An 18,791-nucleotide genomic window follows, 5' to 3' on the forward strand; every position below is an offset into this window, starting at 1 on the left:
TAAATAGGAACATTTTGAATTTTATCTTTACATCAAACCGGCCTCCGCTACCCTTCGATTGGGCGGAAGTACGGGGAATACCATGACGATCCATCAAGCGACGTCCGGCGGCGACGCCGACGTCAAGAGTGGCAGTGTGTCCGGTGAAGGCTCGAGTTTCGCGAGCCATGTTTCAAGTCTGCTCGAGCGGGCCGAATACCGGCGCTGCGACAAGGGCGAAGACCTCGAAGACATCTATCGCCTCCGCTACAAGTCGTACCGTCTGAGCGACATGGTGTCGGAAAATCCCGACCACACCATCCATGATGATCTCGACGATGCCGAGAACTGCTACAAATTCGGCATCTACATCGATGGTCAACTGGTCAGCACGCTGCGCATCCATCATGCCTGTCGCGACACGCCGGCGTCGCCGTCGACGACCGTCTATGGCGATATCCTGCGCCCCCAGCTGGCGGCCGGCGCCAACTTCGTCGATCCCAGCCGCTTCGCTGCAGATCCGGACTGGTCGCGTGTCTATCCTCAGATCCCTTATCTCACGCTGCGCCTGGCCGGCATGGCCTGCTTCTATTTCGACGCGCCTTACTGCCTGTCGACCATTCGTCCCGAGCATGCCGGCTTCTATCGCCGCATCTACAAGTCGGAGCAGATCGGCGAGTTGCGCGATTATCCCGGCCTCAACTACCAGGTCGTGCTCTATCGCGCCGACGTCAACAGCATCCGCGAGCGCTCGTTCCAGCGTTTCCCATTCTTCAAGTCGACGCCGATGGAACAAAGGTTGATGTTCAGCAGGCAGCCGATGGGCGAGCTCGCGCCGCTGACCATCCTGCCGACGGCAAAATATTTTCGCGAAGCCGCCTGAGCTTCGCGTAAGGTCGGCGGCAATGTGATCCGGAATCCGCGGGAACAATGACGACGCCGACCACAAAACACCTGTTGCGGGCCGCATTGCTGCTCGGGATGATCCTGCCCGCTCCGGTGCTGGCTGCTGACACGCTCACCGTCGCCAATATGACCTTTCGCACCGGCCCTTTCGCCGATGCCGGTACTCCGCTGATGGACGGCCAGCGCGACTACATGCTGATGCTCAACGAGCGCGACGGCGGTATCAACGGCATCAGGCTGAACTACGACGAGTGCGAGACCGGCTTCAGCGTCGACAAGGCTCTGGAGTGCTACGACAAGGCCAAGGCGTCGAGCCTTGTCACCCAGCCCGGGTCGCCCGCGATCACTCTTGAGTTGCTGCCCAAGGCCAGCGTCGACAAGGTGCCTGTGCTCGCGCCGGGATACGGCTTTTCGGCCATGGCAGATGGCAAGCGTTTTCCCTGGGCCTTCAATCCTCCGGTCAGCTACTGGGACGGCGCCTCGATGATGCTCAAGGGCATATCGGGCGACGACCTCGACAATCTGCGTGGCAAGAAGATCGCGCTTTTGCATCTCGACGGTCCTTATGGCGAGGAGCCGATCCCGCTGTTGCAGGCATATGCCGACAGCTTCGACTTCACGTTCCTGCCCGTTCCGGTGGCGGCCAAGGAGATGCAGAGCCAGTCGGCGCAATGGGCGAAGATCAAGGCCGAGCGCCCGGATTTCGTGCTCCTGTGGGGCTGGGGCGCGATGAATGCGGGTGCCTTGGCCGAGGCGGTTAGATCGGGCTTTGCGATGGACAGGCTCGTCGGCATCTGGTGGTCGGCGCATGACGACGACCTGAAGGCGGTGGGCGAGGCGGCCAAGGGCTATCGCGCCCTGTCGTGGAACCTGCCCGCGCCGGATGCCGAGGTGATCAAGGACATCCGCAAATATGTCATCGACGCCGGCAAGTCGCAGACGTCTGCCGAGGCGCTCGACAAGCTGTTCTACCAGCGCGGCGTCTTGATCTCGATGCTGTCGGCCGAGGCGATCAAGGTCGCTCAGGAGCACTTTGACACAAGGCTGATCAGCGGCGAACAGATGCGCTGGGGGCTGGAGAACCTCAAGATCGACGATGCCAGGCTGGCGGCGCTCGGCATGTCAGGCATGATCGGCCCGTTCGCGACGACCTGCGCCAATCACGCCGGCAATGGCAGCGCCTGGCTTTTGCCGTGGGACGGCAACCGCTTCGTCAAGGCTTCGCACCCGCTGACCGCCGACGCCAAGGTGATCGCCCCGCTGGTCGATCAGGAAGCCGGTAAGTTCGCCACGTCGCATGCGCCATGGCCGCTCAACGAGGCCTGCAAGAACTAGCCCTTTTCCCACAGACAGTGATCGGCGCGGCTCGCCGCCATTCCGGCATCGCAATATCAGTCATCGCTTTTGCAACAAAAGCTTGCGTTTGATCAAATGAGCATTTATTTCCCCGCTGGGGATTGATAATCTTGTCGCAGCCATCGGGGCAATCTTTCCATTGCCCTGCAGCGCGCATTTAGGTATGTGCCCTTGAACTCGTTTTCCGGAGGGGACTCTCATGGCTGATACCACGCCGACCGGCCCGATCGAACTTGGCGCGCAGATGGACTACGCCGAGCACGAGAAAACTTATTCGATGTTCATTATGCTGTCCAAATACGGCACGCTGTTCTGCGTGGCGCTGATGATCGCCATGGCATTCGGCTTCTTCACGCCAGCCGGGTTCTTCTCCAGCCTCGTGCTATTCCTGGTCATCTGTGGCGTTGGCGGCTACCTGCTGCGCGACGTGCCGACCCACATTCGCTGATTGATTTCCTGGCAGCCGCCGGGTTCCCGCGCCGGTTCGTGTCACGGCCAATTTCCGGTCGAAGCTGAACGGGCGATCTTCCCTACGAAGAGCGTGGATCAAGGACGGCTGCACGCAATAACCTTGCCGGCGAAACGCCCGGCGGGGCATGGTCCTGATAAGTTTTTGGTGCGGGTGCGTCGGCGGTCTTTTCGTCACTAGCCCAGTAGATTTCGTTGGTAAGGCGCCGACGCGTCTGTGTGCGTCCGGCACTTTACGTTTGGTAAGGTTCCAGCCGAAAGGACGTCACGGTGGGCCAGACGATATTCATACCCAGAGAGTTGGATGCGATTGAGAGCCGTGTGGGTGCTTCACCGGATACGGTGAAACGCCTTGTGGGTCTCGGTTTCGAGGTTGTTGTCGAGACGGGTGCAGGCACCTTGTCGCGCATTCCCGATGCCGATTATGCGGCGGTGGGGGCTGTCATCGGCAAGGCCGGCGATGCCTCGAAAGCCGATGTGGTGCTCAAGGTGCGCCGTCCCTCGGAGGCCGAGGTCAAGGGCTACAAGCCGGGTGCTGCCGTGCTTGCCACCATGGATCCTTATGGCAACGAGGCCGGTGTGGCGGCGATGGCCAAGGCGGGGGTGACGGCGTTTGCCATGGAGTTCATGCCGCGCATCACCCGAGCCCAGGTGATGGACGTGTTGTCGTCGCAGGCAAATCTCGCCGGCTATCAGGCGGTCATCGACGGTGCTGCCGAATATGACCGGGCGCTGCCGATGATGATGACGGCGGCCGGCACGGTTCCTGCTGCCAAGGTGTTCATCATGGGCGTCGGCGTCGCCGGCCTGCAGGCGATCGCCACCGCACGCCGCATGGGCGCGATCGTGACTGCCACCGACGTGCGTCCGGCTGTCAAGGAGCAGGTCGCCTCGCTCGGCGCCAAGTTCCTCGCCGTCGAAGACGAGGAGTTCAAGGCCGCCGAGACCGCCGGCGGCTACGCCAAGGAGATGTCCAAGGAGTATCAGGCCAAGCAGGCGGCCTTGACCGCCGAGCACATCGCCAAGCAGGACATCGTGATCACCACGGCACTCATCCCGGGCCGTCCGGCGCCGAAGCTGGTGTCTGCGGCAATGGTCGCCTCGATGAAGCCGGGTTCGGTGCTTGTCGACCTCGCCGTCGAGCGCGGCGGCAATGTCGAGGGTGCGGTGCCGGGCAAGGTCGTCACCACGGCCAATGGGGCAAAGATCGTCGGCCATCTCAACGTGCCGGGCCGGGTCGCGGCGTCCGCCTCGCTGCTTTACGCCAAGAACCTGTTCGCCTTCCTCGAGACCATGGTCGACAAGACCACCAAGCAGATCGCCATCAACCGCGACGACGAGCTGGTCAAGGCAACCATGCTGACCGATGGCGGCAAGGTGGTGCATCCGAACTTCGCCAATGCCGCTGCGGCTGCGGACAAGCCAAAGCCGATCGTGGCCGGCCAGAACCGCGGTGACGACCCGGCGAGCGATAGTGCAACTCCTGCCAAGGCAACGGCGAAGAAGCCGGCCGCCGCCAAAGCGGACAAACCGGCGGCTGCGAAAAAGCCCGCTGCCCAAAAAGCCACTGCCAAGAAGTCGGCGCCAAGCGCCGGCGCGAAGACATCATCTGAGGGAGACGCGTGATGGAAGGTCTTCAGAAAGCCCTCGACCAGCTCGACCAGGCGGTTGCCGCCGTCCGGCTCGGCGTCCAGGATCTCGCCACATCTGAAGGTGCGGCCGAAGCTGCCGGCAATGCGGCACATGCCGTCACCGGCGGGGCGGTCGACCCGTTCGTGTTCCGCTTCGCCATCTTCGTTTTGGCGATCTTCGTCGGCTATTACGTCGTCTGGTCGGTGACGCCGGCCCTGCACACGCCGCTGATGGCCGTCACCAACGCCATCTCCTCGGTCATCGTCGTCGGTGCGCTGCTGGCCGTCGGCATCGCCGCTTCCGGCCTTGCCACCGGCTTCGGCTTCGTCGCCCTGGTGCTGGCCTCGGTCAACATCTTCGGCGGCTTCCTCGTCACCCAGCGCATGCTGGCGATGTACAAGAAGAAGGACAAGTGACGTGACCCTGAACCTCGCTTCCTTCCTCTATCTCGTCTCCGGCATCCTGTTCATCCTGGCGCTGCGCGGCCTGTCGCATCCGACCACCAGCCGCAAGGGCAACACCTACGGCATGATCGGCATGGGCATCGCCATCGTGACCACGCTGGCGCTGGCCAAGCCCTCTGCCGGCGGCCTCGGCCTGATCGTGCTCGGCCTCGTCATCGGCGGCGGCGTCGGTGCGGTCACCGCCCGGCGCATCGCCATGACCTCGATGCCGCAGCTGGTCGCTGCCTTCCACAGCCTCGTCGGTCTGGCCGCCGTCATGGTCGCCGCTGCAGCCATCTATGCACCCGAAAGCTTCGGCATCGGTGCCGTCGGCGCCATCCACGGCCAGGCGCTGGTCGAGATGAGCCTTGGCGTTGCCATCGGCGCCATCACCTTCACCGGCTCGGTCATCGCCTTCCTCAAGCTCGATGGCCGCATGTCGGGCAAGCCGATCATGCTGCCGGCTCGCCACCTGATCAACGCAGCCCTCGGCATCGGTCTGGTCGTGCTGATCGTGCTCTTGGTCACCACCCAGTCGACGACCATCTTCTGGCTGATCGTGGCATTGTCGCTTGTGCTCGGCGTGCTCCTGATCATCCCGATCGGCGGCGCCGACATGCCTGTCGTGGTGTCGATGCTGAACTCCTATTCGGGCTGGGCAGCAGCGGCACTCGGCTTCACGCTGGGCAATCTCGCGCTGATCATCACCGGTGCGCTGGTCGGCTCGTCGGGTGCGATCCTGTCCTACATCATGTGCAAGGGCATGAACCGCTCGTTCATCTCGGTCATTCTTGGCGGCTTCGGCGGCGAGACGGCGGCAGCTGTCGACGACGGCATCCAGCGCACGGTCAAGACAGGTGCCGCTGACGACGCGGCCTATCTGATGATGAACGCCCAGAAGGTCATCATCGTGCCGGGCTACGGCATGGCCGTCGCCCAGGCCCAGCATGCGCTGCGCGAGATGGCCGACAAGCTCAAGGCCAATGGCGTGGAAGTCAAATACGCCATCCACCCGGTCGCCGGCCGCATGCCCGGCCACATGAACGTGCTGCTCGCCGAGGCCAATGTGCCTTATGACGAGGTCTTCGAACTCGAAGACATCAACTCGGAGTTCTCGCAGGCCGACGTCGCTTATGTCATCGGCGCCAACGACGTCACCAACCCGTCGGCACGTGACGACAAGAGCTCGCCGATCTATGGCATGCCGATCCTCGACGTCGACAAGGCCCGCACCTGCCTGTTCGTCAAGCGCTCGCTCGGCTCCGGCTATGCCGGCATCGACAACACGCTGTTCTACAAGGACGGCACCATGATGCTGCTCGGCGACGCCAAGAAGATGACCGAAGAAATCGTCAAGGCCATGGATCACTGAGACAACACATCAGCCCATCCACACCCCGACAAACAAAAGCCCGGCAACGCCCGGGCTTTTTTGTTGCCTTGAACTGGCATAGGCTGCCCCTGTTTCTGAACAGTCTGCTTGCTGAATAGTCTTCGCTCTTGTCAGGGGGGATTTGCGATGAATGTCAGCCCCGCACCAATACGGCCTGCGGCCAAGGACAATGCGCGCCAGGCCGTGGTCATCGTCCACGGCATGGGCGAGCAGCGGCCGATGGATACCATCCGCAGCTTCGTCAGTGCTGTCTGGAGTTCCGATCTCAGTCGGACGGAAGGCAAGTTCGGTGCGCGCAAGCCGGATCCCGACGGTGATGGCCTGATCAACAAGAGCTGGGTCCACCCTGACCGGCGCGCGCGGTCCTACGAGCTGCGCCGCATCACCACGCCCGATGACGTCGACGGACGGCGGACCGAGTTCTACGAGCTCTACTGGTCCGACATTACTCAGGGCACCACCGTCCAGCGCCTTGTGGCCTGGGTGAAGGGCCTTTTGCTGCGCAAGTGGTCGGATGTGCCCGTCGACGCACGGCGGCTCTACATCGCCGCCTGGGCGGTCACTGTGCTGATCGCTACGCTGCTCATCGTTCCCAACCTGATCGAGTGGTTCGGGCTGGGCAAGGTGCTCTTCCCCGGATGGGTCTGGAGCATCGCTGCCGTGGCCGTCGGCTGGCTGGTCAGCCAGTTCCTGGTGCCCTATTTCGGCGACGTCGCCATCTATGTCCGGGCCGAGCCCGACACCATCGTCAAGCGAACAGAGGTGCGGGAGAGGGGGCTGGCGCTGCTGCGCGGGCTGAACGACGACCCGGCCTATGACCGCATCGTCGTTGTCGCCCACAGCCTGGGCACCATCGTCGCCTACGACATATTGCAGCTGTTGTGGGCCGAACGCGCGCCGAGCGGCCGCAACAGGCGCAGCGAGCCGGAGCTGCTCAAGGCGTTCCGCGCTGTCGGCAAGAAGGCGCTGCCCATCGACAGCGCCGGGCGCGCCAAGGTCACGATGGATGCCGCAGAGCTGGCTGAGTTTCGCGGCCTGCAATGGCAGCTCTATCGGCAGCTGAGCACCGCACCGTCCGACAAGCTCGACAGCTGGAAGGTCAGCGATTTCGTTACCTTCGGCAGTCCGCTCACCCATGCCGAGTTCCTCGTTACGCACAATGCCGCCGACTTCGCCAAGGCGGTCGACGAGCGGCTGCTGTCGACATGCCCGCCGGTGTCTGAGGGCAAGAACCCCAACATCCTCTACCCCTCGCGGTCGCCTAGATACCCACACCACGCTGCGGTCTTTTCCGCGACGCGCTGGACCAACATCCACGACAAGGGCAATGGCTGGCTGACCGGCGATCCGATCTCCGGACCGCTGGTCGAAAATTTCGGCCCCGGCATCCTCAACATCCAGGTCAGCCTGACCTGGGCGCTCGGCCGTATCTTCACCCACACCAATTACTGGTCGACGGCAGCCGAGGGCTGGGAGGTGCTGCCTTCTGGTGAGCGCGGCCCGCGTAGCCATCTCGACGTGCTGCGCGACGCCGTCGATCTCGGCCGCAAGGCGGACCCCGATCCGCCTGCGCCGAAGCCCGCCGCGCGCCGGCGCATCAAGCCGGCTGATCCGGCCGTCTAGAGCGTTTCCGCTATTCTTCGAATCGCGGATCTCTTTTTTGTTGGCGCAATTCCGGACGGAGAACCGCCACACACTTTAGCGCTGGGCTTCGGTTGCCATCTTCACGGCCATACCGGCCAGCACCGTGCCCATCAGCCAGCGTTGCACCGCGACCCAGCCGGGGTTGCTGGCGAGGAAGGTGGAGATCGAGCCGGCGGAGATGGCGATGAGTGAGTTGACCGCAATGCTGATCGAGATCTGGATCGTGCCGAGCACCAGAAGCTGGGTCAGCACGTTGCCGTCGGCCGGATCGATGAACTGCGGCAGCAGCGACAGATAGAGCACGGCGACCTTGGGGTTCAGCAGATTGGTGAGAAAGCCCATGGCAAACAGCTTGCGCGGCGTGTCCTTGGGCAGCTGCCGCACCTGGAAGGGCGAACGTCCACCCGGGCGAAGGGCCTGCCAGGCGAGCCAGAGCAGGTAGGCGGCGCCGGCGAAGCGGATGGCGTCATAGGCGTAAGGAACGGCGAATATCAGCGCCGTGATGCCGAAGGCCGCGCACAGCATGTAGACGATGAAACCGAGCGCCACCCCGCCGAGCGAGATCAGGCCGGCCCTGGGGCCCTGGCTCAGCGAACGCGACACCAGGTAGATCATGTTGGGGCCCGGTGTCAGCACCATGCCAAGGGCAATGGCAGCAAATGCGATCAGGCTGGCTGTCTCGGGCATTCACATTCCCTCCGCGCTGGATCTCCAGCTGGGCGCAGAAATGCCCGGAAATCTCGAACCGGGAAAGAGGGCAGGTGCGACCGAACGATTGCGGCAGATGCCGCGTCATCGGCACAAAAAATGCCGGAGCGCTGTTTGCACCCCGGCACTTTGAAACGGTGACTGCAGCTTACTTGAGAGGTGCGGTCAGCTGCAGCGCGCCGATCGCCACGGCGGCGTTGAGGCCGGTCTGGTTGGTCAGGCTGACCGGCTGTAGCGCGATCGAGCGGCCGGAGCCGCCGACGAGCACGTTGGCGCCGAGGCCGACGGCGACCGTCGCTTCGGCTGTCGCGCCGAGATAGTTGCCGGCGAGGCCGCCCGGGTCATAGACGTCGCGACTCGGCGCCAGTACCAACCATTCCAGCGCGCCGCCGGTGGTGGTGCCGATGTCGACGCCGTATTTGTTGATGCGGCCGGAATAGATCTCCTGGGCGCGGTTGCCGAAGGCTGGCGTAAACGTGCACTGCATGTCCTTGCTCGAGCCGATGACAAAGCCGGTGCCGCCGTTGACGGTGCAGCTGAGCATGCCGAGCTTGGCGCCGAACTGCGCGTGTGCTGGTGCCGCAAAGGGCACCAGGGCAAGGGCAAGGATGGCGAGCTTTTTCATTGGGGGAATCCTTTCAGGCATGAAGCGATATCAACCGCATAGCCGCCGAAAGGTTCCCTCAGGCGCGGCTAGCCGATCTCACGCAATCGCCGGCGAATCTCGCCAGCGAAACGCATCACGCGCTCCGGCTGCGGCTTTTCTGCGGCATAAAACGACAGCATGGCGAAGCGGGCCTTCGGCGCACAAGCCTTGAACACACCCCTTTTCAGGATGCGGCGCACCGGACGGCGCATGAGCAGCCGGTCAATCCACCACGGGCTGCCGAGTGTGGTGATGACAACGACATGGCGGAGCTCGCCGAGCAGCGGCTTGATCGGGCCGAAATCGCTGCCGTGATCAAAGGCGATGCCAGGGGCGAACACCCGGTCGACCCAGCCCTTCAGCATCGCCGGCAGGCCGAACCACCAGGTCGGGAACACCAGCACCAGCACCTCGGCCTCGCGCAAGGTTTTTGGGTGGGCGTCGAGTGCCGATGCGTCGAAGCGTTCGCCATAATAGGAGCTACGCTCGGCGGGTGTCAGGCGCGGATCGTAAGCTGTGCGGTAGAGGTCGAGCAGCTCGACCTGATGGCCGGCGCCGGTGAGCTCGGCGATTGCCGTCTCTGCGAAATGTCGGTTCAGGCTGTCGGGCAGCGGATGCGACAGCACGACGAGGCAGTTCACGGCAATGCCTCGTCGCGAAAGGTCAGGCGCCGCCGCGCGTGCGGGCGAGGCCGTCGACAGCAGGCTTGTAGTTGGGGTCGAGGCGCACTGCCTCGGCATAAGCCTTGGCGGCCTTGGCCTTGTCGCCACGACGCTCGTAGATCAGCGCCTGGTTGGCCCAGCTTTCAGCGATCTTGCCGTCGAGCTTGATTGCCATATTGAAGTCGGCGAAGGCGTTGTCGTCGTCGCCGGTGGCGAGATAGGACAGGCCGCGGCCGTTATACGGCTCGGCTGCGTCAGGCGACAGTGAGATCGCCTTGGAGAAATCCTCGAGCGCAAAGGCGTGCTGGCCCTGCTGCTGATAGATCAGGCCGCGATTGTGGTAGGCGCGCGGGTCGGTGGTGTCGAGCTCGATCGCCTTCTGGAAATCGTTGAAGGCGTCCTGGGTGCGGCCCGCCTTGCGGTAGAGATTGCCGCGGCCGATATAGGCAGCGTCATAGGAGGCGTTGAGCTGGATCGCCTTGTTGTAGTCGACCAGCGCCGAGGCCTGGTTGCCCATGAAGCGGTAGATCAGCGCCCTGTTCGAGTAGGCCTGGTAGAAGTTCGGGTTGAGCTGCAGTGCCCGGTCGAAGTCCTGCAGTGCCTCGCGGTATTTGCCGCCGCGGCCATAGGCCGAGCCGCGCACATTGTAGGCTTCGGGGTCGTTGGGATTGCTTGAGATGACGGCACTCAGCGACGAGATGTTCTCGCTCGAACCCTGCATCGTGTCGATGCGGGTCAACTCGCCGGCCGGGCCGGACGACTGGCAGCCGGCAACGGCCATGGATACCAGCACCAAAGCTGTCATGGCGCCGCCGCGCAGCAGGGAGTTGCGGTTGCTCATGACTGCATTCATCGCTGCGTGTCCCTCGCTTGCGCCTCTACGGCTTGAGCGCCGCGTCCGGTGACGTCCGGACAAAACAAAAAGGTGGCGGCGATTTTTGGTCGCCCCACCTTGTCGTTATCCTTCGAAAAGGACCAAAGATTGGCAGATCAACGTGCCGGACGTGCGCCAGCGCCTGCACCAGCGGCAGCAGCCGGGCGCGGCGTGCTGGGCAGCAGGCCTTCGCGCTGGGCGCGCTTGCGGGCCAGCTTGCGGGCGCGGCGAACGGCTTCAGCCTTTTCGCGAGCACGCTTTTCCGAAGGCTTCTCGTAGTGACCGCGCATCTTCATTTCACGGAAGATGCCTTCGCGCTGCATTTTCTTCTTCAGCGCGCGAAGCGCCTGGTCAACATTGTTATCGCGGACGAGTACCTGCACGTGTGATCCTGTCTTTCGGGTTCGTAATCTGGAGGCTACGGCAATAGCCACAACGCCTCCACGATGGGTTCCACCGGGAATTGTTGGCGGCAGATAGCAGAATCAGCCCTGCTTGTCCACTGCAAAGGCCGCACTTCCTGCGGTCTGTGCGAAAGTGGCGCCGCGCCGTGCCCACTTCCGCCGCATTCCTTGTCAAGGAAGCCACTCTCATTTCCAGTTCCCATAGGCAAGCCCCTCCATGCGTTCACTGATTTTCGCCCTGGCGCTCACTGCCGCCATTCCGGAGGCGCACGCGGCCGATCTCATCGGCTTCTGGGACAAGCCGCAGCATGGCGGCAACAGCTTCAACCGCCTGCCGCCGGATCAGGCCTATTTCGATGCGCTGCGTGGCTATGGCGCCACCTGGGTGCGCCTGTCCTATGACAAGTGGAAGGCGGAGAAGCGCGACTTCCTGATCGGCACCGCCGACAAGTATGACGGCCTTGTCGCCTCCGACGTGAAGACGCTGAAACAAGTGCTCGACCGCGCCGACAAGGCCGGCCTCAAGGTTGTCATCGCACCGCTATCGCTTCCCGGCATGCGCTGGGCCCAGAACAACGACAGGAAGTTCGACGGCCGCCTGTGGGCCGACAAGGATTACTGGACCCAGGCCGCCGCCTTCTGGCGCGACCTGGCGCGCGAACTCAAGGACCATCCGGCCGTCGCTGCCTACAACATCGTCAACGAGCCGACGCCGGAAAAGGAAGGGGGGCTCGCCGAGCACGCCAACATCGCCGAGATGCGCGCCTGGTACACCAAGAATGCCGGCAGCTCGCGTGATCTCAGGGCCTTCTACGACACGGTCATCGCGGCGATCCGCGAAGTCGATCCTGCGACCCCCGTCATGGTCGACGCCGGCTGGTATGCCGCGGCCGACGCCTTCTCTTATTGGCCGGCGGGCCTCGCCGATCAGCGCGTCCTTTACTCTTTCCACATGTACGAGCCTTATGCCGCGACCAGCGCGCCCAACATGAAGCGCGACAAGCCCTACGCCTATCCGGGCAAGGTGCCTTACGGCAACGGCGAGGAGAGATGGGATGCCGAGCGCGTCCGCGCCTATCTCGACCAACCGGTCGAGTGGGTGGACAGCCGCGGCATCGCGCGCAACCGCGTCGTCGCCGGCGAGTTCGGCTGCATGCGCCGCCTGCCGTTCTGCAAGCAGTATCTCGAGGACGTGCTGACCAACCTCGACGAGGACAAGCTGCACTGGGCCTTCTACAGCTTCCGCGAAGACGCCTGGGACGGCATGGACTACGAGCTTGGCTCGGGCAAGGTGAACTGGAAATATTGGGAAGCGCAGGAGAATAACGAGCCCGATCCGGTCAAGCGCAAGTCGACGTCTGAGTTCGAACCGATCTCCAAGCGCTTGGCGGCGGGCAAGTAATCGTTATTGGCGCAATTCCGGACGGACCACACTTTCCCCGGAACTGCGCTACGCCAAAAACTTCAGTCCGTTGACGATCTTGTCGACGCGCTTGCGGTCGCCATGCAGGCCGAGCCCGACGATGTCGAGCCCGGCGGCAGGCGTTGCCGCCACCGAGGCGCGGTTGTCGGCGTCGTTGTTCGTTACGAACAGCGGCCGCGTGTAGATCGAAAACGCCATGCCGCGCGAACGAGCCCGCTCGAAGGTTCGCCGTATCGTCTGGCTGTCCGCGCCATAGACGAAGACCGGTTCGCGGATCATCGCGAGATAAAAATTGTCGTCATTGTCCTTATAGGGCTCGCCTGCCATTTCGGGATAACCGTGCATCAGCCCGCCGGTCAGGAATGCCGAGACATTCACCTTCTGCCAGGGCGCGAGTTCGTCGAGGAGGATGAGAGCGGTCTTGGTCGGGTACATCATGACCCAAGGCTAGCCGCGTCCGGCGCAAGGGTCTTGAACGTTTGTGCGAGCGCCACGACATTGCGGTTTCAGCCAGCGCGGACCCCGCATGATGTCTCCCGCATCAATGACCGAAGACTTCATCGCCACCGACGAGCCGGTCCACGGGCTGCAGCGTCTGGTCGCGCGCTTCGGTGGCCACGCCTACGATCCGCATCGCCACGAAACCTATGCCGTCGGCCACACGCTTTGGGGCGCGCAGGCCTTCCGTTATCGTGGCAGCGACCGGATCAGCGTCCGGGACGAATGCATGGTCATCCATCCCGATGAGGTGCATGACGGCCATGCCGGTGTGCCCGAGGGCTTTTCCTACCGCATGCTCTACATCGAGCCGTGGCTCGTCTGTCGGGCGCTGGGCCGCGACCGCCTGTTGCCCTTCGTGCCCGAAGTGGTCGAGCGCGATGCCGCACTTGCCGCTCTGATCGACGATGCCTTCGCCGATTTCCCCTATCCGATGGAGCTGCTGCAGGCTGATGCCTTCATATCCGATGTCGCAGCACACCTCGCCCGGCGCAGCGATGACGCCGGGCTGCAGCGCGTGGCGGCACTGCCCGTCGACGAGGTCGCCGTAGCACGCTCGTTCCTGACCGAAGAGTTCGACCGGCAGGTGACGTCTTGCGATCTCGAACGCATCACCGGCCTCGACCGTTTCGAACTTTCCCGCGCCTTCCGCCGCTTGATCGGCACCTCGCCGCACCGCTATCTCGTCGGGCGCAGGCTGGCGCATGCCCGCTCCCGCATGGCCGCGGGCGAGGGGTTGGCCGAGGCTGCGGCGGCCTCGGGTTTTGCCGACCAGAGCCACATGACGCGTCATTTCCGCGCCCGTTTCGGCATCACGCCGGGGCGTTTTGCGACGCTGGCCAGTGCATCCCAAGCGTGACAACTGGCCCCCACAGTACCGCATCGTGCACCATGAAAGCGCGGCCGGGCAGGTTTATTGCAACCTGTCCCTTGAAATGCGCCCGGAGTTAATGCCGTGACCGATACCGCCATATCAGCCCGCTCGTCCTCCACCGATGGCACGGTGATGGCAATTCTTCTCGCGGTCAGCTTCAGCCATTTCCTCAACGACGTCATGCAGTCGCTGATCTCGTCGCTCTATCCGATGCTGAAGGACGACTATAAGCTCGACTTCTGGCAGATCGGCCTTCTGACCACGACCTTCCAGGTCACCGCGTCGCTGCTGCAGCCGGTCATCGGCATGTACACCGACAAGAAGCCGCTGCCATTCTCGCTGCCCATTGGCATGTGCCTGACGCTGATCGGCCTGCTGACGCTGGCTTTCGCGCACAGCTATTCGATGCTGCTCGTCGGCTCGGCCTTCGTCGGACTGGGCTCGGCGATCTTCCATCCCGAATCCTCGCGCGTCGCGCGTCTCGCCTCCGGCGGCCGCTTCGGCCTCGCCCAGTCGCTCTTCCAGGTCGGCGGCAATTTCGGCTCGGCGCTCGGGCCGTTGCTGGCCGCCTTTATTGTCGTGCCCCTGGGGCAGGGCGGCATTGCCTGGTTCTCGATCGCTGCCATGGTCGGCATCGTCGTGCTCATCCGTGTCAGCGTCTGGTACAGCCGCCACATCGTCAGTTCCGCCAAGCGCGCGGCGCCAACCCTATTCAACCCGCTGCCGCGCAAGAAAGTCATCTCGGCGCTCGTCGTGCTGGCCATCCTGGTCTGCTCCAAGCAGGCCTACACGGCCAGCCTGTCGAGCTACTACACATTCTATGTCATCGAGCGCTTCGGCGTGTCGGTGCAGGAATCGCAGTATCTGCTGTTTCTGTTCCTCGGCGCGGCGGCCCTCGGCACCTTCCTCGGCGGCCCGATCGGCGATCGCTTCGGCGCCAAGACGGTGATCTGGTTCTCGATTCTCGGCGTTTTGCCGTTCACGCTGATGCTGCCTTATGCCGACCTGTTCTGGACCAAGGTGCTGACCGTGCTGATCGGCCTGATCCTGGCCTCGGCCTTCTCGGCCATCGTTGTCTTCGCCCAGGAGCTGGTGCCCGGCCGCGTCGGTCTCATCGCCGGCATCTTCTTCGGCTTCGCCTTCGGCATCGGCGGCATCGCCGCCGCGGTCCTCGGCGTGATCGCCGATTCACACGGCATCGAGTATGTCTTCAAGCTCTGCTCGTTCCTGCCGATGCTGGGCCTGCTGACGGTGTTCCTGCCCAACATGAAGGCGGCGCGTCTCGGCGCGGCCTGAGCCTCGTTGCCAGGAGCGTGATATCAGGTCACGCTCCGCCGATCGCCGGAACGTTGCGCAGCTTGTCGGGATTGCGCGTCACGTAGATCGCAATCACCTTTCCGTCCTCGATGTTGAGCGCCGTCGTCTGGACCGTCGTTTCCTCTTCCAGGGTGACGAACCCAGGCAAACCATCGATGATCGCATAACGGATCAGCCGTGACGGACGCAGGGCAAACAGGCGTGCAAGGCTGGCGTGGCGTGCCATGACGGCAGCGATCCCGACCAACGGCTGGGACGGGGCCGCAACCCGGCCACCACCATCGGCATAGGTAATGACATCCTCGGCGAGCATCGAACGCAAGGCTGCGAGATCGCCCGTCCTCGATGCATCGAAAAAGGCTGCGGCAAAGCGCAGGCCTTCCTCTTTCGGAACGGCAAAACGCGGCCTGGCGTCATGGATATGCGCCCGCGCCCGACTGGCGAGCTTGCGGCATGTCGTGGCTTCGCGGCCGATGGCTTCCGCTACCGCCTCGAATTTCAGCCCGAACACGTCATGCAGCAGGAACGCCGCCCGCTCCAAAGGTGACAGGCGCTCCAGCGCGATCATCAGGGGCAGCGTTATGTCGTCGGCAGCCTCGCCGTCCTCGGGGTCGAAGATCGGGTCCGGCAACCAGGGGCCGACATAGGTCTCACGCAGCCTTCGGCTCGATTTGAGTTCGTTGAGGCACAGGCGCGTAACGATGGTGCGCAGATAGGCAGCCGGCGCCTCCACCATGCTGCGGTCGGCGGCGAGCCAACGCAGCCAGGCGTCGTGGACGACGTCCTCCGCATCGGCTGTCGATCCCAGCATGCGATAGGCAAGCCGGACTAGGCCCGGCCGCTGCTCGGTGAAGGTCGAGGTCAACGAAATCTCGTTCATCGCACGCCAGACTAGGCCGGCAGCAAGGCGGCGTCACGCCCGCGCGCAAACTGAAGTGCTGCCTCGGCGACGCGCTTGCCGAGGTGACGGGCAGTGGCGAGATCGGATTCGGGCGGCGCCGTGTCGGGACCCTCGTCGGTGTTCGACTGGGCTGCGGCTCCAAGCCAGAACCCGAGCCGATTGAGGTCGGCTTCCGAGCCCTGAGCAGAGCTGTTGGCCGGTGGCAGGTCGAGATTGATCCAGTGCATGCCGTGCTGTGCCGCAAACAGCGTGAGTTGGATCAGCGTGGCGAGCTTGTCGCCGGACCGGGCGCCCGAGTTTGTAAAGCCGGCCGCAAGCTTGTCCTTCCACAGATAGCCCCTTGCCATCACCGACCGTGAGCTTGCCTCGGCAAAGCTTTTGAACGCCGCCGAGGCAGCACCCATGTAGGTCGGCGTGCCGAAGATGATCGCTTGCGCCGCCTCAAGGTCGTCCCAGTGCCGATCGACTTCTTCAACCGGCAGCAGCAGCGCCTCCGCGCCCTCGACTTTACGCACGCCGGCCTCAATTGCTTCTGCCTGACGCCGCGTGTGGCCGAAGCCGCTGTGAAAGACGATCGCGATGCGAGTCGAGGTTCGGGTGGTGGTCACATTGTCCATGGTCATATCCTCTGCCGGTGCTGTTACTGAAGACATGACAAGGCAAGGTCGCAGAACGTGACATGCCGGGAGATCTTGCGCTCCCGGCGTCATCGCTGTGAGTGCCCAGGCCTCGCCTGGGCACGGCCCGGGCGGGCCTGATCAGAGCCGGTTGATCGACACCCCGCCGTCGGCGAGCAGGGCTGCGCCCGTGGTGAAGCTCGAGGCTTCCGAAGCGAGATAGAGCGCTGAGCGGGCGATCTCTTCGGGCTGTGCGATGCGCTTCAGTGCGTGTAGGCCCTCGACGAAGGCGCGCTCGTCGGCGGTCTTGAACGTCGCCATGGGCGTGTCAGTGCCGCCCGGCAAAAGTGCGTTGACTCGGATGCCCTGCGAGCCGTATTCCGCCGCCAGCACCTGCGTCAGGCCGATAAGCCCTGCCTTGCTCGCGGCATAGGCCGCCATGCCCGGCATGCCGGTGGTGTAGCCGACGAAGGTCGAGGTGAAGATCAACGAGCCGCCACCGCGCTCCAGCATCGCCGGGATCTGGTACTTGGCGCCGAGATAGGCACTGGTCAGGTTGGTCTCCATCACCTCTGTCCAGCTTGCCAGTTCCAGCCCGGTGATCGGACCCATCTCGCCGACGAGGCCGACATTGTTGAAGGCGATGTCGAGGCCGCCGAACTGCGCCTCTGCCTTCTCGACAAGGGCGCGGGCAAAGGCCTCGTCCCTGACGTCGCCGGCAAGTGCTACCGCCTGGCCGCCGTCGGCGCAGATTTCCCTGGCGAGCGCTTCCAATGCGGCGGCGCCACGCGCTGCAAGCACAACACGCGCGCCTTGCCGCGCAAACAGCGTCGCCGTCGCGCGGCCGATGCCCGAGCTTGCTCCGGTGACGATTGCGGTTTTTCCATTCAGATCGAACATGTCTGCTCCTGTGGGCGTTTCGGCCGGAGGCATCCGGCTCTGACCCACAGGTCGCAATTCGGTGCTCGACGGGCCACCCGATACGTGCGGCGTGAAGCGGCGGTGAAACCGCTGTCGCCAACAGAGGCGCGAACGGTAGGCGCCGTCGCACGCGGCTGTCGGCCTGGTGATGGCGTTGAACACTCTGACGGAAGCTTGGCCAACGCGACTTCGGCACTGTTTCTCCAACGCTTGACCTGATGAAGGGCGGTCTCTACGTTCCGATCGTCAAGACTTTGCGGGTGGACGCGCCACCCCATTCAAATATGACCCCCCAAGAAATGATTGAGATTTTGCTCGACGCCGAGTCGCGGGACCCGAACACATTGGGCGAGTTGCTCTGGGACGCCTACGGCCAGTTCGACAAAGGCTTCCCGATCGATAATCTGCGCCCACTGCTGAGCTCACCGTCCGAGAAGGTGCTTGGCCTCGGCGCATTTCTGGCGAACGAGCTTGGATGGCGCGCGAGGGCGATGATACCGGAGCTTGCGGAACTCATGGGTTCTTCGAACGCGGGTATCCGCTTCAATGCGATTGGCGCATTGACTGACTGTACGACGCAAGAGCACGGCGAGATTTTGGGCAAACTTCTTCAGTGCTTGGAGGATCCTGACAGCGGTGTGCGCTGGCGTGTGATTGAATTCATTCGTCTGTCTGGTTCAGGGCAATTTGCCATGGCAATCAGAAACGCTGCATCGCAGCGGCCAAACTCGATCTACACCGAGCTCGATCTGTCGTTCCGCTATTCGAGGACGGTGACCGAAATAATGGTGCGGCAACTGGCGAGCCATTCCCATCCTGGGTTACGTCTGTTCGCGGCGGGGCTGGCCTTGAGGCCGCGCAAGATCATAGATGAGAATTTTGCCAAGATCGTCCTGGAAGCCGGCGAGCCGGAGCCATGCGGTCTGATCTCCCAAGCCTTTCAACTGCACGCTGTGCCCACCAGTGCCGAGTTCGGGCGAGTGGAGAATTCGCAAATGAAAGACTCCAGCACCTCCAGCGTTTTTCGGGGTGATGGGCATTTGAAGAAGCGTGGCGCAAAACGGCAGGCCCCGTCGCAAACAGTCTAAGGCTGGTCGGCGGATTTCGCTAGTGCTACACCTCGCG

General features: G+C 63.5%; 20 protein-coding genes. 11 read left to right on the forward strand and 9 right to left on the reverse strand.

Annotated elements, in window-relative coordinates; all coding sequences use genetic code 11:
• Nucleotides 1–82 precede the first annotated feature (82 nt).
• The 7 genes from N7E70_RS09480 to N7E70_RS09510 all read left to right on the forward strand — a co-directional run bounded on the left by N7E70_RS09480 (nt 83) and on the right by N7E70_RS09510 (nt 7,800).
• Complete coding sequence (locus tag N7E70_RS09480) at nt 83–862, forward strand: N-acyl amino acid synthase FeeM domain-containing protein (protein ID WP_067958128.1); 780 nt, start codon at nt 83–85, stop codon at nt 860–862.
• A 47-nt stretch (nt 863–909) separates the two neighbouring features.
• Nucleotides 910–2,220, forward strand: coding sequence for an ABC transporter substrate-binding protein (locus tag N7E70_RS09485; protein ID WP_263006184.1), 1,311 nt, complete (start codon nt 910–912; stop codon nt 2,218–2,220).
• Between the two features lie 220 nt (nt 2,221–2,440).
• Nucleotides 2,441–2,689: an aa3-type cytochrome c oxidase subunit IV gene (locus tag N7E70_RS09490; RefSeq protein ID WP_263006185.1), complete on the forward strand. Its 249-nt coding sequence runs from the start codon at nt 2,441–2,443 to the stop codon at nt 2,687–2,689.
• Nucleotides 2,690–2,979: 290 nt separating this feature from the next.
• Nucleotides 2,980–4,335 carry a Re/Si-specific NAD(P)(+) transhydrogenase subunit alpha gene (locus N7E70_RS09495; RefSeq protein ID WP_263006186.1) on the forward strand — a complete coding sequence of 452 codons (1,356 nt, stop codon included), beginning with the start codon at nt 2,980–2,982 and terminating at the stop codon, nt 4,333–4,335.
• Nucleotides 4,335–4,757 (forward strand): proton-translocating transhydrogenase family protein, encoded by a 423-nt coding sequence (locus N7E70_RS09500; protein ID WP_067958142.1) that lies wholly within the window; start codon nt 4,335–4,337, stop codon nt 4,755–4,757. The genes N7E70_RS09495 and N7E70_RS09500 overlap by 1 nt, the downstream gene beginning before the upstream one ends.
• Before the next feature lies 1 nt (nt 4,758).
• Nucleotides 4,759–6,156: an NAD(P)(+) transhydrogenase (Re/Si-specific) subunit beta gene (locus tag N7E70_RS09505; RefSeq protein WP_192314663.1), complete on the forward strand. Its 1,398-nt coding sequence runs from the start codon at nt 4,759–4,761 to the stop codon at nt 6,154–6,156.
• Between the two features lie 147 nt (nt 6,157–6,303).
• Nucleotides 6,304–7,800, forward strand: a complete 1,497-nt coding sequence (locus N7E70_RS09510; protein ID WP_263006187.1) for a hypothetical protein — start codon at nt 6,304–6,306, stop codon at nt 7,798–7,800.
• Nucleotides 7,801–7,875: 75 nt separating this feature from the next.
• On the opposite strand, the gene N7E70_RS09515 is transcribed toward N7E70_RS09510, so the two are convergent.
• The 5 genes from N7E70_RS09515 to rpsU all read right to left on the reverse strand — a co-directional run bounded on the left by N7E70_RS09515 (nt 7,876) and on the right by rpsU (nt 11,094).
• Entirely contained in the window at nt 7,876–8,508 is a 633-nt protein-coding gene (locus N7E70_RS09515; RefSeq protein ID WP_263006188.1) for a LysE family translocator, read from the reverse strand.
• Between the two features lie 169 nt (nt 8,509–8,677).
• Nucleotides 8,678–9,154: a DUF992 domain-containing protein gene (locus N7E70_RS09520; RefSeq protein ID WP_067958149.1), complete on the reverse strand. Its 477-nt coding sequence runs from the start codon at nt 9,152–9,154 to the stop codon at nt 8,678–8,680.
• A 68-nt stretch (nt 9,155–9,222) separates the two neighbouring features.
• Nucleotides 9,223–9,816, reverse strand: coding sequence for an NAD(P)H-dependent oxidoreductase (locus N7E70_RS09525; protein WP_263006189.1), 594 nt, complete (start codon nt 9,814–9,816; stop codon nt 9,223–9,225).
• Between the two features lie 22 nt (nt 9,817–9,838).
• On the reverse strand, nt 9,839–10,678 hold the full coding sequence (locus N7E70_RS09530) for a tetratricopeptide repeat protein (protein ID WP_442866502.1): 840 nt from the start codon (nt 10,676–10,678) through the stop codon (nt 9,839–9,841).
• Between the two features lie 149 nt (nt 10,679–10,827).
• Nucleotides 10,828–11,094, reverse strand: a complete 267-nt coding sequence (rpsU, locus tag N7E70_RS09535; RefSeq protein ID WP_067958156.1) for a 30S ribosomal protein S21 — start codon at nt 11,092–11,094, stop codon at nt 10,828–10,830.
• A 238-nt stretch (nt 11,095–11,332) separates the two neighbouring features.
• On the opposite strand from rpsU, the gene N7E70_RS09540 reads away from it, so the two are divergent.
• Nucleotides 11,333–12,517, forward strand: coding sequence for a glycoside hydrolase family 5 protein (locus tag N7E70_RS09540; protein ID WP_263006191.1), 1,185 nt, complete (start codon nt 11,333–11,335; stop codon nt 12,515–12,517).
• Between the two features lie 48 nt (nt 12,518–12,565).
• On the opposite strand, the gene N7E70_RS09545 is transcribed toward N7E70_RS09540, so the two are convergent.
• Nucleotides 12,566–12,976: a DUF2000 domain-containing protein gene (locus N7E70_RS09545; RefSeq protein WP_263006192.1), complete on the reverse strand. Its 411-nt coding sequence runs from the start codon at nt 12,974–12,976 to the stop codon at nt 12,566–12,568.
• 88 nt (nt 12,977–13,064) lie between these two features.
• Here N7E70_RS09545 and N7E70_RS09550 point away from each other — a divergent pair, with 88 nt between their 5' ends.
• Both N7E70_RS09550 and N7E70_RS09555 read left to right on the forward strand, forming a co-directional pair.
• Nucleotides 13,065–13,895 (forward strand): AraC family transcriptional regulator, encoded by an 831-nt coding sequence (locus N7E70_RS09550; protein WP_263006193.1) that lies wholly within the window; start codon nt 13,065–13,067, stop codon nt 13,893–13,895.
• A gap of 147 nt (nt 13,896–14,042) precedes the next feature.
• Nucleotides 14,043–15,206 (forward strand): MFS transporter, encoded by a 1,164-nt coding sequence (locus N7E70_RS09555; protein ID WP_263006257.1) that lies wholly within the window; start codon nt 14,043–14,045, stop codon nt 15,204–15,206.
• 28 nt (nt 15,207–15,234) lie between these two features.
• Here the strand turns inward: N7E70_RS09555 and N7E70_RS09560 are convergent, their stop codons facing one another.
• The 3 genes from N7E70_RS09560 to N7E70_RS09570 form a co-directional block, all read right to left on the reverse strand.
• Complete coding sequence (locus tag N7E70_RS09560) at nt 15,235–16,107, reverse strand: sigma-70 family RNA polymerase sigma factor (RefSeq protein WP_263006194.1); 873 nt, start codon at nt 16,105–16,107, stop codon at nt 15,235–15,237.
• An 11-nt stretch (nt 16,108–16,118) separates the two neighbouring features.
• A complete protein-coding gene (locus N7E70_RS09565) occupies nt 16,119–16,745 on the reverse strand; it encodes a flavodoxin family protein (RefSeq protein WP_067958174.1) in 627 nt (208 codons plus the stop codon).
• Nucleotides 16,746–16,886: 141 nt separating this feature from the next.
• Nucleotides 16,887–17,645, reverse strand: coding sequence for an SDR family oxidoreductase (locus N7E70_RS09570; protein WP_067966181.1), 759 nt, complete (start codon nt 17,643–17,645; stop codon nt 16,887–16,889).
• A 239-nt stretch (nt 17,646–17,884) separates the two neighbouring features.
• On the opposite strand from N7E70_RS09570, the gene N7E70_RS09575 reads away from it, so the two are divergent.
• Nucleotides 17,885–18,754 carry a HEAT repeat domain-containing protein gene (locus N7E70_RS09575; protein WP_263006195.1) on the forward strand — a complete coding sequence of 290 codons (870 nt, stop codon included), beginning with the start codon at nt 17,885–17,887 and terminating at the stop codon, nt 18,752–18,754.
• The last annotated feature ends 37 nt before the right edge of the window (nt 18,755–18,791 follow it).

This window comes from Aminobacter sp. NyZ550 (assembly GCF_025628925.2).
Taxonomy (GTDB): Bacteria; Pseudomonadota; Alphaproteobacteria; order Rhizobiales; family Rhizobiaceae; genus Aminobacter; species Aminobacter ciceronei.

Bases quoted from the DNA above. Each gene is read 5' to 3' on its own strand.
- N7E70_RS09480 (WP_067958128.1), top strand. From the start codon at position 83: ATGACGATCCATCAAGCGACGTCCGGCGGCGACGCCGACGTCAAGAGT.
- N7E70_RS09540 (WP_263006191.1), top strand. From the start codon at position 11,333: ATGCGTTCACTGATTTTCGCCCTGGCGCTCACTGCCGCCATTCCGGAG.
- N7E70_RS09560 (WP_263006194.1), bottom strand. From the start codon at position 16,107: ATGAACGAGATTTCGTTGACCTCGACCTTCACCGAGCAGCGGCCGGGC.
- N7E70_RS09520 (WP_067958149.1), bottom strand. From the start codon at position 9,154: ATGAAAAAGCTCGCCATCCTTGCCCTTGCCCTGGTGCCCTTTGCGGCA.
- N7E70_RS09565 (WP_067958174.1), bottom strand. From the start codon at position 16,745: ATGGACAATGTGACCACCACCCGAACCTCGACTCGCATCGCGATCGTC.
- N7E70_RS09575 (WP_263006195.1), top strand. From the start codon at position 17,885: ATGAAGGGCGGTCTCTACGTTCCGATCGTCAAGACTTTGCGGGTGGAC.
- N7E70_RS09530 (WP_442866502.1), bottom strand. From the start codon at position 10,678: ATGAGCAACCGCAACTCCCTGCTGCGCGGCGGCGCCATGACAGCTTTG.
- N7E70_RS09555 (WP_263006257.1), top strand. From the start codon at position 14,043: ATGGCAATTCTTCTCGCGGTCAGCTTCAGCCATTTCCTCAACGACGTC.
- N7E70_RS09485 (WP_263006184.1), top strand. From the start codon at position 910: ATGACGACGCCGACCACAAAACACCTGTTGCGGGCCGCATTGCTGCTC.
- N7E70_RS09550 (WP_263006193.1), top strand. From the start codon at position 13,065: ATGATGTCTCCCGCATCAATGACCGAAGACTTCATCGCCACCGACGAG.
- N7E70_RS09490 (WP_263006185.1), top strand. From the start codon at position 2,441: ATGGCTGATACCACGCCGACCGGCCCGATCGAACTTGGCGCGCAGATG.
- N7E70_RS09515 (WP_263006188.1), bottom strand. From the start codon at position 8,508: ATGCCCGAGACAGCCAGCCTGATCGCATTTGCTGCCATTGCCCTTGGC.
- N7E70_RS09500 (WP_067958142.1), top strand. From the start codon at position 4,335: ATGGAAGGTCTTCAGAAAGCCCTCGACCAGCTCGACCAGGCGGTTGCC.
- N7E70_RS09510 (WP_263006187.1), top strand. From the start codon at position 6,304: ATGAATGTCAGCCCCGCACCAATACGGCCTGCGGCCAAGGACAATGCG.
- N7E70_RS09570 (WP_067966181.1), bottom strand. From the start codon at position 17,645: ATGTTCGATCTGAATGGAAAAACCGCAATCGTCACCGGAGCAAGCTCG.
- N7E70_RS09545 (WP_263006192.1), bottom strand. From the start codon at position 12,976: ATGATGTACCCGACCAAGACCGCTCTCATCCTCCTCGACGAACTCGCG.